This window comes from Sporosarcina sp. Marseille-Q4943, assembly GCF_943736995.1.
GTDB lineage: Bacteria > Bacillota > Bacilli > Bacillales_A > Planococcaceae > Sporosarcina.
On record NZ_OX031157.1, the window covers coordinates 1,724,750 to 1,737,803 of the forward strand.

12 protein-coding genes are annotated in these 13,054 nt (G+C 50.0%); all 12 read right to left on the bottom strand.

Features of this window, described 5'->3' with window-relative positions:
* Positions 1-102: 102 nt before the first annotated feature.
* Positions 103-1,818, bottom strand: a complete 1,716-nt coding sequence (gene ureC, locus NIT04_RS17770) for an urease subunit alpha (protein ID WP_256470623.1) — start codon at positions 1,816-1,818, stop codon at positions 103-105.
* Positions 1,819-2,184, bottom strand: coding sequence for an urease subunit beta (gene ureB / locus NIT04_RS17775; protein WP_252504836.1), 366 nt, complete (start codon positions 2,182-2,184; stop codon positions 1,819-1,821).
* A 17-nt stretch (positions 2,185-2,201) separates the two neighbouring features.
* Entirely contained in the window at positions 2,202-2,504 is a 303-nt protein-coding gene (gene ureA / locus NIT04_RS17780; RefSeq protein WP_252504837.1) for an urease subunit gamma, read from the bottom strand.
* Positions 2,505-3,138: 634 nt separating this feature from the next.
* Complete coding sequence (locus tag NIT04_RS17785; RefSeq protein ID WP_252504838.1) at positions 3,139-4,152, bottom strand: ABC transporter ATP-binding protein; 1,014 nt, start codon at positions 4,150-4,152, stop codon at positions 3,139-3,141.
* A complete protein-coding gene (locus tag NIT04_RS17790; RefSeq protein ID WP_252504839.1) occupies positions 4,153-5,097 on the bottom strand; it encodes a C40 family peptidase in 945 nt (314 codons plus the stop codon).
* Positions 5,094-6,200, bottom strand: a complete 1,107-nt coding sequence (locus tag NIT04_RS17795; RefSeq protein ID WP_252504840.1) for a mandelate racemase/muconate lactonizing enzyme family protein — start codon at positions 6,198-6,200, stop codon at positions 5,094-5,096. Before NIT04_RS17795 ends, NIT04_RS17790 begins: the two co-directional genes overlap by 4 nt.
* Positions 6,201-7,124: an LD-carboxypeptidase gene (locus NIT04_RS17800; RefSeq protein WP_252504841.1), complete on the bottom strand. Its 924-nt coding sequence runs from the start codon at positions 7,122-7,124 to the stop codon at positions 6,201-6,203.
* Positions 7,125-7,390: 266 nt separating this feature from the next.
* Positions 7,391-9,052, bottom strand: coding sequence for a peptide ABC transporter substrate-binding protein (locus tag NIT04_RS17805; RefSeq protein WP_252504842.1), 1,662 nt, complete (start codon positions 9,050-9,052; stop codon positions 7,391-7,393).
* 56 nt (positions 9,053-9,108) lie between these two features.
* Positions 9,109-10,095, bottom strand: a complete 987-nt coding sequence (locus NIT04_RS17810; RefSeq protein ID WP_252505145.1) for an ABC transporter ATP-binding protein — start codon at positions 10,093-10,095, stop codon at positions 9,109-9,111.
* 110 nt (positions 10,096-10,205) lie between these two features.
* Positions 10,206-11,144, bottom strand: coding sequence for an ABC transporter permease (locus NIT04_RS17815; RefSeq protein ID WP_252505146.1), 939 nt, complete (start codon positions 11,142-11,144; stop codon positions 10,206-10,208).
* Complete coding sequence (locus NIT04_RS17820) at positions 11,144-12,079, bottom strand: ABC transporter permease (RefSeq protein WP_252504843.1); 936 nt, start codon at positions 12,077-12,079, stop codon at positions 11,144-11,146. Before NIT04_RS17820 ends, NIT04_RS17815 begins: the two co-directional genes overlap by 1 nt.
* Positions 12,080-12,092: 13 nt before the next feature.
* Positions 12,093-12,917 carry a M55 family metallopeptidase gene (locus NIT04_RS17825; protein ID WP_252504844.1) on the bottom strand — a complete coding sequence of 275 codons (825 nt, stop codon included), beginning with the start codon at positions 12,915-12,917 and terminating at the stop codon, positions 12,093-12,095.
* Positions 12,918-13,054: the final 137 nt, after the last annotated feature.

A 13,054-nucleotide genomic window follows, 5' to 3' on the forward strand; every position in this document is an offset into this window, starting at 1 on the left:
AGTCGCTTCGCTCCCTCCGGGGTCTCGGCTGTCTCGCTTTTCCCCTCGGAGTCGCCGCCTTACACTTCAATCAACTAGGTATCCGAAATTAATAATGAAAAGTTAAAACAGGAAATACCTCTGCGCCATAGGTAGTACGTCGACTGGTTCGCATGTAGCGAGTTCGCCGTCGATTTTTACTTCGTATGTCTCCGGATCTACATCGATCACCGGCATTTCGCTATTATGCTTCATGTCTGATTTAGATACGTTTCGGCAATTTTTCACCGTTCCGATCATCTTCTTTAGTCCGAGCTGTTCCGGAAGTCCTTCCTCCACCGCGATTTTCGGTAGGAATGTCATAGAGGAATTTTGTGGGCCTTGGCCGTGGTAGCCGTACATCCGGCGTCCCATGTACGGTTGCGGCGTCGGAATCGAAGCGTTCGGATCTCCTGTTGCTGCGTACACCGCAATTCCGCCTTTAATGACAACTGACGCCTTGATGCCAAAAAATGCAGGTTCCCATAAAACGATGTCCGCCAATTTCCCTTCCTCGATAGAGCCGACCTCATGCGAGATTCCTTGGGCAATAGCAGGGTTGATCGTATATTTTGAGATATAACGTTTGACGCGGTAATTGTCATTGTCTTTCTCTTCATCTTGCGGAAGAGGGCCGCGCTGCTTCTTCATTTTATCCGCCGTCTGCCACGTCCGGATCGCCACTTCTCCTACACGGCCCATCGCCTGGGAGTCGGATGACATAATGCTTAAGATTCCGAGATCCTGCATAATGTCCTCAGCCGCGATTGTTTCTGGACGAATACGCGAATCCGCGAAAGCGACATCTTCTGCTACATCGCGTTTCAAATGGTGGCACACCATGAGCATGTCCATATGCTCATCGATCGTATTGACAGTAAACGGCTTTGTCGGGTTCGTCGATGCCGGCAATACGTTCGGCAATGACGCCATCTTCAACTGGTCCGGCGCGTGTCCCCCGCCAGCTCCCTCCGTATGGAAAACGTGGATGACGCGTCCATTGATCGCATTGATCGTATCCTCGACGAATCCAGCCTCATTCAACGTATCGGAGTGCAAGGCGATTTGAATATCATATTCATCCGCCACCGACAAGCTTTGATCCAATGCATGTGGAGTTGCTCCCCAGTCCTCATGCACCTTCATGCCAATTGCGCCAGCCCGGATCTGCTCAACAAGCGGCCCTGGAAAAGCGGCGCTTCCCTTCCCGAAAATACCTATATTCAACGGAATGTCCTCAATTTGTTGAAGCATCCGATGCAAATGCCATTTCCCCGGCGTCACCGTAGTTGCAGTGGAACCCGCCGCTGGGCCTGTCCCGCCGCCGATGAATGTCGTCGTTCCGGCATTCAACGCCACATCCACCTGTTGCGGACTGATGAGATGAATATGCGTGTCAATTGCACCCGCTGTTGCAATCAAACCTTCTCCCCCATACACTTCCGTACCGACACCGATGATCATACCTTGATCGACACCGTCCATCGTATTTGGGTTCCCGGCCTTACCAATACCGACAATCCTTCCGTTCCTAATCCCGATGTCCGCCTTGACGATTCCTGTATGGTCAATAATTGTGGCATTTGTAATAACCGTATCGAGCACACCGTCTTCAGCAGTCTTTTCGCCGTTCTGCCCCATCGATACGCGAAGGGATTTTCCGCCACCAAAAATACCTTCGTCTCCATACGTCGTATAATCTTTTTCAATTTCAATCCACAAATCGGTATCCGCTAAACGGACCTTGTCGCCCACAGTCGGGCCGAACATTCTTGCATATTGCTCGTGTGTAATTCTCACTTAACTGTCAGCTCCTTTAAATCCGCCATCCGACGCCTTCTCAACAATTTCATCTTTTTTGTGAGTGGAACCTTCCGTCAAATTATTTAAACCGAACACATGGCGCCTTCCGCCAAACTCGACAAGCTCCACTTCCTTCTCTTCGCCCGGCTCAAAACGTACCGCAGTGCCGGAAGGAATGTTCAAATGCATTCCGACCGAATCTTCACGATCGAATTCAAGAAATTTATTAACTTCAATAAAATGGAAGTGAGAACCGACTTGAATCGGACGATCACCTGTATTCGCAACAGTCACCGTCTTCGTTTCACGTCCCACATTGATTTCAATCCACCCATCAGCTGGTTTGATTTCTCCTGGTTTCAAACGAAAAACCCCCTCTATTATTGAATTGGATGATGCACCGTGACTAGTTTTGTCCCATCAGGGAACGTGCACTCGATCTGCACATCCTTCACCATATCACCGACGCCTTCCATCACATCGTCAACCGTCAGCAACTGCTTACCTTCACTCATCAATTGCCCAACGGACTTTCCGTCACGCGCACCTTCCATAATAAAATGGCAAATATAAGCTACAGCCTCGGGATAATTCAACTTCACCCCGCGCTCCTTACGCTTGATAGCAAGCTCTCCAGCCACATGCAACATTAGTTTTTCCTGTTCAACTGGTGATAACCTCAACGAAAAACACCCCCGATTTTTAATCAGACATTTTAGATAACTATAGGCAGTATTCTACTCTGGCTACCTATTCTATTCAATTTTTTAGATTTCTTGTGTCATGCAAGGACATGCATTATAGGACGTAGCTCGTCCGTGTGATTGGGACCTGGCAAGATGCAGGCCGAAAGAGGGAAATGGGGAATTGCAACGATACTATTATAAGATAACAGAATTTCCTTGGCAACTTTAACGGAAACCGGTAATTTTTTCTAGGTAATCTCCAAAAAGTCGTCCTGAATAAAACAGGACGACCCAAAGTGTAGACAAAGTTGTTCTATGACTTTGTCTACACTCAATTTTAGGGTTAATTACGCTTAATAGACATATCCCTCAGCCTGATTGAAAACGCTTGTCAAGGAAGGCAACCTAAGAGCGCCACGTCCTGTGGCGACGGTTGCATGACTCGCATCCTGCGAGCCCGCGCGAAGTGGAGCGAAGACGCGAATAGAACTAAAAGTTCATGAGCGGACGAGCGATTATGGAAGGCATTCTAAGGGCGCCGCGTCCTGCGGCAACGGATGCATGACCTACTTCCTGTAGGCCCCAACAACGGAGCGAGCGTTTGTCAACAGGCTGAGTCGTCCTGACTAAATCAGGACGACCCTACCGGCACCTTCGTCGCATCCGAGCGCTTCATTACTTCCTCATCATGCAAGTGGCAGGCGACGAAATGCCCTTCTTCCTTCTCGAGCCATTTTGGCTTCAACTCTCCGCAGACCGCCATAGCATATGGACAGCGTGTCCGGAAAACGCAGCCGGACGGTGGATTGATTGGGCTCGGCAGCTCGCCTTGCAACAGAATCCGTTCTCGCGACTCTTCAATATCCGGATCTGGAATCGGGATTGCCGACAGAAGCGCTTCCGTGTAAGGATGCAATGGCTTGTCATAAAGCTGCGCACTCGTAGTGAGCTCCACCATATGCCCTAAATACATGACGCCGATCCGGTTTGAGATGTATTTGACCATCGACAAATCGTGAGCGATGAACAAATACGTCAATCCCTTCTCCCGTTGCAGCCGTTGGAGCAGCTTGACAACTTGCGCCTGCACAGACACATCGAGCGCGGAAATCGGCTCATCCGCAATGATGAATTCCGGATCGAGCGCTAATGATCTGGCAATGCCGATTCGTTGCCGTTGACCACCGGAAAACTCATGGGGATAGCGGTTTGCATGATCACGGTTCAAGCCGACGTCTTCAAGCAACTCATTCACACGCGCCCGCATTTCCGCCTGCGTCTTATACATTCCGTGAATTTGCATCGGCTCGGCGATGATCTCGTATACAGTGGAACGGGGATTCAATGAAGCGTAAGGATCTTGGAAGATCATCTGCATCTTCTTCAGAAAGCGCTGCCGTTCGCTGTCGGTCATCGTATGGACACTGCGCCCTTCGTACAGCACCTCGCCGTCCGTTTTGTTGTACAGGCCCAGAATCGTCCGTCCTGCAGTCGATTTGCCACAGCCGGATTCGCCTACAAGCCCGAACGTCTCCCCTCTGAAAATGTCGAAGCTGATGCCATCGACCGCCTTCAACTTCAACCCTTTGCCTACGTCAAAATGGCGTTTCAAATCCTTTACGGATAAAATCACTTCTCCAGCCATTTAATTTCCCCCTTCATCGTTGCCATATCGGCGGACTGCACACAGTTCCCGCTCCAGCTTCGAACCTTTCAGTATCAATAGCTCGATCGATTGCCCCGTTGATGGAGAATGCAGAAGCAATCCATTGCCGTAATAAAACCCGACGTGCCGGACATTGCCTTTCCCTTCATCATTTGCAAAGAACAATAAATCTCCTTTTTCCCATCTCTCCGGCTTATCGATCGGCACTTCCTCACCGCTTTTCGCCTGGTCCCCGGCATCCCGCGGGATGTAATGCCCGCAAGCCTTCAGCATATTGTACGTGAAGCCCGAACAATCAAAGCCATACGATGACATCCCGCCCCAGAAATACGGAAGATCCAAATAGGCGAGTCCCTCTTCGACAGCCGCAGCCGCTTTCCGCTTTTTAAACTGATGGACGGAAGGCGCCCGCACGATATCCGTTTTCAGCACCAATGCCTCCCCGTCCGGCGTCTCCACATGGAAGTGGTCATCGCTTTCATCGGTCAGAGGCAGAGTTGTATTGAACGGCACGATCATGAGCGGCGTCCCGTCCGGATTCCATAATTGCGATTTGGCGACCGCCACTCTCACGAATCCACCGGCTTCCGCTAATGGCGACGCCTTTTTCAATTGACGAAGCGGCACCCAGCCGGGATAGCCCCGTTCATCCTTCCTTGACGGTTGCCATACCGCTATCACCTTCGCCCATTCACCCTCAATTCTATCAACAATGACCGGCTCGCCGTATAGGAGTTGCGTCTGCACCCGGTTGCCATCGCAAAGGTCGAGCCTTTCCTCATATGCAAGCTTCTCGAGCCATTTATTCAGTCGTAGCGGATTGGAAACACCGTCCGCATCCACCTCCCGCACGGATTCCGGCGACGTCCAAACCGTTGCGACCGGCACTGCGCACGCATACATATTCACTGTCATCTCCGTCATTGTCCTGTCCCCTTCCCGATCAGTTCCATACCTTCCTGATCCAATCCGAAACCCGGCCCTTTTGTCAGCCGGATGACTCTTCCTTCATAGACGATGCCGCCGGCGACGATATCCTCCGCCAACATGAGCGGCGCATCGAAATCGAATCGCGTAATGTTCGGCTGACTGGCGGCTAAATGGGCTGCAGCCGTAATTCCGAGTTTCGTCTCGATCATGCTTCCGACCATGCATTCAACCCCATACGTTTCAGCCAGCGCATTAATCTTCAATGCCTCATGGATACCGCCCGATTTCATCAGCTTAATGTTGATCAAATCCGCTGCCCGCAGCTCCAACACACGGAGTGCATCTTTCGGTGAAAACACGCTTTCATCCGCCATGATTGGCGTTAACGTATGATTTGTCACATACTGAAGCCCCTCGATATCATCCGCAGGCACCGGCTGTTCAATCAATTCGATGTCAAGACCCGCATCCTCCATCTTGCCGATCGCAAAGACGGCCTCTTTCGGTTTCCACCCTTGGTTCGCATCGAGCCGGATTTTCGGTCCTGGCCCGATCCTTTCCCGAATCGCCCGGATGCGTTCGATATCCTCACTGATGTCCCCGATGCCGACCTTCACTTTCAACACATTGAAACCTTCAGCAATGTAACGCTCCGCATCGTCCGCCATTTCGATCGCGTCATTGACACTTACCGTGAAGTCAGTTTCTATTTTCTCGCGGAATCCGCCGAGCAATTGATAAAGCGGCAATCCCGCCAACTGGCCGAGCAGATCATGGATAGCCATATCGACCGCGGCCTTCGCACTTGTATTGCGGACGATCGACCGTTTGAGCAGGCGGAAGACCTCCTCGCGATTCCGGACATCCACCCCTATCAAAAGTGGCGAAATTACTTCTTCAATCGTGTATGTAATGCTTCCGAGGGAGTCTCCTGTAATGACGTGGGTCGGAGGCGCCTCCCCCCAACCGATGCGCCCATCTTCACTCGTTATCTTCACGTAGATCGCGTACGCCGTCGTCACCGTCCGCAGCGCCGTTTTAAACGGCTTTGTCAACGGAACGGCGACAGGAATTGTTTCAATTGTACGGATGCGCAATCATTCCACCCCCGGCAAAATCGTCAACGTCTTTTTGTCAGCGTCCAGCTTCGCATCAACCCCTAGGGGAATCGCGAAATGCGGCTCGCAGTGGCCTATCTTGAAGCCCTCCACAACCGGCTTCCCTAAACCGCCTAGATAATGGTGAAACACTTCATCCAACGACAGGGTCTTCTTTTGTTTCTTCGGCTCTGCATCCGAGAAATCCCCAATGACGATGCCTGATGCATCTGCTAATTTCCCTGCCATCCGCAATTGGTTCAACATCCCATCGACCCGATACGGTTCTTCGCCGACGTCTTCGATGAAGAGCAGCTTGCCTTTCGTATCGACTTCGAATTTCGTCCCAATCGTGTCCGCGAGCAGCGATAAATTGCCTCCGACAAGCTCGCCTTGTGCACTGCCTCCGGCAAAAGCGTTCAATGCGGATATCTCTTCCGTGTAGTGAAGTTCCATCGGTTCGAACAGTTGTTGGAACATCTTTGCGGATAGCTCATGGAACGTATCTTTTCCGACACAAGATGCGAGCATCGGACCATGAAAGGTAACGAGATTCGAATAGAGACCAATTGCGGTATGAAGAAATGTAATGTCGCTGAATCCCCAGAACACTTTCGGGTTTTCCTGAATCAGTTGCAAATCCAATCGGTCGGTGTAACGCGCTGAACCGTAACCGCCCCCCGCGCAAATGATGCCGCTGATGGACGGGTCTGCGAACATCGCTTCCAAGTCTTGCAGCCGTTCATCATCCGTCCCCGCCAAATAGCCGTTAACATTTTTCACATGTCGTCCAAATTTCCATTTCAAGCCAAGCTGCTCCAGAAAAACGAGCGAGCGTTCAAGATTTTCTTGATTCGGAGGGCTAGACGGCGCAACGATTCCAATCGTATCCCCCGGTTGAAGCCTTTTCGGTCGAATTCTCATTCCCCTGCACCTCTTTCAATGAAAAATCATAGGTAACGCATAACTTTATCCAAAAACGCATAAACGCTTCGAAATGCGCATAAATCGTCGCAATCACGCATAACCGCACCGATACACGCATAAATCATAGAAATCACGCATAACCGTGCCGATATACGCATAAAACGCTGCATCCACGCATAAACGTCCCAAAATCACGCATAACTCTGTCCAATTGCGCATAATTGGAAAGTCGCGGCGCCATGACGGACACCGCGACTTGTGCATTAGTTCTTATCTGCGTATTTCAAGTCGACGTAGCCGACAGGGTGGCGCAGGATACCGGATACGCCCGGTTTTTCAAGTGATGTCGAGTTGTAGAAGTATAGTGGGAATACAGGCATTTCATCCATTAGAAGTGTATCGGCCTGTTTCAGCAATTCCCAACGTTTGTTTTCGTCCGTTTCATTCTTAATGTCCGCGATCAGCTTATCATACTCCGCGTTCGACCATGTTGTACGGTTCATGGAAGAGCCGGTGATGAAGCTTTCAAGCGCGTTCACAGGGTCTGCATAGTCATGCAGGAAAGATGAACGGGACATTTGGTATTTGAACTCTTTTTGCTCAGAAAGGAATACTCCGCTTTCCACGTTTTGCAGCTCAGCGTCAACTCCAAGTACTTCCTTGAATTTGGATTGAAGTGCAATCGCAATGTTCTGATGCGATTCGCTCGTATTGTATGAAAGTGTTATTTTAGGTAGCTCCGTATAGCCTTCCTCTTTCATTCCTTCTTCCAAGAGCTGTTTTGCTTTTTCAGGATTAAAAGAAACGAGGTCGCCTACGGAATCACGGAATTCTTTGCCGTCCGGTCCGATGAATCCGTATGTGACGAACCCGTGTGCCGGCTTTTCACCATTTTTTGTTACAAAATTGACGATTTCCTCTTGATCGACCGCATATGCGAATGCTTGACGGATCTTTTTGTTCGTGAATGGTTCCATCGAAGTGTTGAAGCGGTAGAAATACAAGCCCGCTTGGTCATCGATGCGAAGTTCTTCGCTGTCTTTCAATTGGTCCGCGATTTCAGACGGTACGCCTGTCACGTCCAATTCATTCGCTTGATACATTTGATAGGCTGTCGTTGTGTCGTTGACCATCGCCCAGTGGACTTTATCCAACTTGACAGCATCCGCATCCCAATAATGTTCGTTCTTTTCGAACTCAAAGCTGACATCATGATCCCATTTGCTCAATTTGAATGGACCGTTCCCCACGAATGTTGCAGCTTCCGTATGCCAAGTCGGATCAGCAGATGCCACTTTTTCGTTGATTGGGAAGAAGCTTGGGTTTGTAATGATGTTCAAGAATGCTTCGTTCGGTGAAGTCAATTTAACGACAAATGTTTTTTCATCTTGGGCTTCGATAGCGATGTCATCCGCAGAGCCTTCCCCGTTATTGTACGCTTCCGCTCCTTCGATGAAGTACGCAAGGAACGCTGCAGGTGATGCTGTTTCCGGATTCAACATATGCTTCCATGCGAACACGAAATCTCCCGCTACGACAGGGTCGCCATTCGACCATTTTGCGTTTTCGCGGATTGTGAATGTATACGTCAAGCCATCTTCGGAAATATCGATTTTTTCAGCTGTCGCCTCGACTGCTTTATGGTCCTGATCAAGGCGCGTCAAACCTTCCATAATATTGTTTAGCGCGCTCCAAGACACTGCGTTGAACCCGATGGATGGATCGAACGATGTCGGCTCCTCCCCGTTGTTCATTAAGAGAATTTTCTCCCCGGTTGTCGCCTCTTCTGTCTTGCCTTCTTCTTTTCCTTTATCCGTCGGCGTAGTGTCCGCGGGTTTTTCCTTGCCCGCGTCCTTGTTTGCGGTACATGCTGCAAGTACGAGCGCAAGCATTGCCACCATCAAAAATGTTAACCATTTCTTCATTCCAAAAGCCCCCTTTGTTTGTATATGACTTGCAAAGCACTTTCGTGCGAAAAACCTTAATTGTGGCCGAACAATTTCTTCGCCCGCTCATCCTGCAGCCAGCAATCGACGGCGTGCGTCTTGGACAAGTTGGTCGTTGCCGGGTAGATGCGATCACATACTTCCATTGCAAATGGGCATCTTGCTGTGAATGGACATCCGATCGGCGGTGCGAATAGATCCGGCGGTGTCCCCTCGATCGGTTGAAGCTCCTCTTCCTTCAGATCGAGCCGCGGAACGGAAGCCAGCAGCCCTTTCGTATAAGGGTGTTGCGGTGTGTAGAACACTTCGCGCTTTTCCCCGATTTCAATGACTTTCCCCGCATACATGACCGCTATCCGATCTGCGATTTTGGCAACAACACCCAAATCGTGTGTTATGAGAATGATCGAAACGCCTGTCCGTTCCTGGATTTCTTCGAACAGCTCGAGAATCTGCGCCTGGATTGTCACGTCCAGAGCAGTCGTCGGCTCGTCCGCGATGAGCAGTTCAGGTTCACAGATTAGAGCAATCGCAATGACGATCCGCTGACGCATCCCACCCGAAAACTGATGAGGATATTGCCTCATCCTTTCCTCGGGATTCGGGATGCCGACCACTTCCAGCAGCTTGATCGCTTTTTCGCGCGCTTCGGCTTTACTCACTTTTTGGTGGGTCCGCAATCCTTCCGTCAACTGCTCCCCAATTTTGAGGGTCGGATTCAAAGCGGTCATCGGATCTTGGAAGATCATCGAAATATCGACCCCTTGCACTTTCCTCATGTCGGATTTATCGAGCTTCGTCAAATCCTTCCCTTTAAAGAGGACACTTCCGTTTTTAATGCGTCCCGCCGGCTTAGGAATCAGTCCCATAATCGTATTCGCGGTGACGCTTTTACCACATCCCGATTCCCCGACAATCGCAAGCGTCTCTCCTTTATACAGGTCGAACGAAACGCCGCGAAGAGCCTGCACTTCCCCTCCGAATGTCTTGAATGACACGTGTAGATCCTTGACGGATAGCATGACATCCGTAAACGTTTTCGTGCGCTTGCGCAATTGGCCCGGTTCCGGTGCTACTGCGGTTCCGCCTTGATTGTCATCTATCGGTGCATATTTTCTATCTTCCAATCCATTCACCCCCTCAGTTTCGGATCAAGTGCATCTTGCATACCGTCTCCGAGGACGTTAAATGCAAACATAGTCATTGATATAAAGAACGCAGGGAAGAATAACCTCCACCAATGTCCTGACAGGATGACCGGCAACGCGTCGTTCGCCATGACTCCCCAGCTCGCAACAGGCGCTTGGATTCCAAGCCCGATGAAGCTTAGGAAGGCTTCTGCGAAAATCGCACTCGGCACTGTCAATGTCATTTGGACAATAATTGGTCCCATCGTATTCGGAAGCAGATTTTTCCGTATGATCCTCGGTGTTTTCGCTCCGAATGATTTTGACGCAGTCACAAATTCATAGTTCTTGATTTGCAGCACTTGTCCCCTGACAATCCTGGCCATTCCGACCCATCCGGTGATCGTGAGTGCGACGATGATTGTCGTCAAACTCGGACCCATGATGACCATCAATAGGATGACAACGAGCAAATGCGGAAGTCCGTAGAGGATTTCAATGATCCGCATCATGACAGTGTCTGTTCTGCCGCCCTTATAACCGCTGATTCCGCCGTAAATGATGCCGATGAAAAAGTCGATCAACGCGGCAGCCACACCGACGAACAATGAAACGCGGGCGCCGTGCCAAGTTCTCGTGAAGACGTCCCATCCTTTGTCATCCGTTCCAAACCAATGTTTCGAAGATGGCGGCAAATTCTGGTTTGCATATTGAGTCGTCTCTATATTATGCGGCGATAGGATCGGAGCGAAGATTGCAAACAACGTCAGGATAATTAAGAACACCAACCCGCCCATCGCCATTTTATTCTTACGTAATCTGCGCCAGGCATCCTTCCAATAGGAAAGCGACGGACGCACGACGGATTCTGCTTTCTCTGCATCCTTGTCTTTCGGTTTGAACCATTCATCCGGGGCTTGCACCTTTTGCTGATGACTAACCATCACGCATCACCTTCCTTTCGGTGAAGTTTAATGCGCGGATCAAGGAATCCATAGACGATATCTACTAAAAACAACATGAATACGAGGAACGCGCTATAGAATACGGTCGAGCCCATGATGACCGGATAGTCCCTGTTATTGATGCTCTCGACGAAATATTTTCCCATGCCTGGTATTGCAAAAATCTTTTCAATGACGAATGTTCCCGTCAAAATTCCCGCAAGCATCGTCCCCATGATCGTCACAATCGGCATTAACGCATTGCGCAAAGCATGGCGAAGTACGATGCGTACCGGTGACAACCCTTTCGCCCTCGCCATCTTCATATAATCCTGCGTCAGTACTTCCAGCATGCTTGACCGAGTCAGACGCGCGATGATTGCCGTCGGACCTGTCGCAAGCGCCAATGTAGGCAAGATCATATGGAGAGGGCTGCTCCATGTAGCCGGCGGAAGGAGATTCCAGTTGACCGCCACTTGTTGGATCAACACCGTCGCCAATACGAAGTTCGGGACGGATATTCCGATAACCGCGAACGCCATCGCCGCATAATCGATGAGCCCGTTATGTCGCAAGGCGGCAAAGGTGCCTAATGTAATTCCTGAGAGGACCGCTACAAGGATGGTGACCATTCCTAGCTCGAATGATATCGGAAAGCCTCTCGCCAGCAATGTATTTACCGACTCGTTCGGCTTTTTAATGGAAGGTCCGAAGTCAAACGTTGCAATCGACTTCAAATAATGTGCGTATTGCACATGTGTCGGTTGGTCGAGCTTATAGAACTTTTCCAAGTTCGCCTGGATCGTCGGGTTCGATGTCCGTTCTTCGTCGAACGGCGAACCAGGTATTGAATGCATCAAGAAAAATGTCAACGTCGCGATGATGAGGATTGTCGCAATCATCATGAAGAATCGTTTTACTATGTAAATTGCCATGCGCCACTCCCCCTTAGCAGAACTTTGTTTGCATTGCCAACTCGACCATAACGAGCATCGCTCGGTACGCTTCTAATATATCTTTCGCTTCAAATTTCACGATTGTTGTCCCTGGCTCGATTTCACATCCAGGCATGAGTGCGGCCCATTCCGCTTGACCATAATTCGTGAATTCGATGCGCAACACCGGGTTTGCCGGCGGTGTGAGCGGTTTGATCGTTGAACGTTTGACAATCGCCTCTGCGGTCTTCTCTTCGATCAATGCATGAGCCTTCGTCGGATGCAGCGTCTTCACGGCAGAACGGGAGATCGACTGCTTGACTGCCGCAGTCACGACCCCAGGAATCAATTCCTCCGCTTCCTTGCATGCACGGTCGTCCCCAGCGACCATGATGACAGGCACTCCGTAATAGCCCGCGACATATGCGTTCAATCCAAGCTCGCCTATCGCCACATCATTGATATGCATATTCCTAACGCCAAAAGTCATCGAATGGCTCATGACCCCCGGTTGGCCAGCCCTTGCGTGGTACCCCGCAAATATGGCGCCATCATACGATTCATCCAAAGCCTGAACCATCGAAAACGCTTTCAAATCACCGGTTATCAAATCTGCATCCGGATGAAGCTCCTCCACGAGCAGATTGTTCATTTTGGAATGGCTATCGTTCACGAGAACTTGTTCAGCTCCTTGTCCGATTGCTGCACGTATGATTGCATTTGCTTCCTCTGTCATAATACGCCGAGCGCGTTCATAATTATGTCTCGCCGAGTCGACAAACGTGTAATCAGGCAGTCCCGTGATCCCCTCCATATCAACGGATACATAAATCTTCAATTCTACTTCCCCCATCTCTTTATCTCTCTGAATTGATAGTCTTGTCTATTAATTGGTAAGTTCAATCCTATCAAATTTTTGAGAATATTACAATATGATTCCAAAAAATAAAACCGCCACCCAGTTTCCCGGATGAC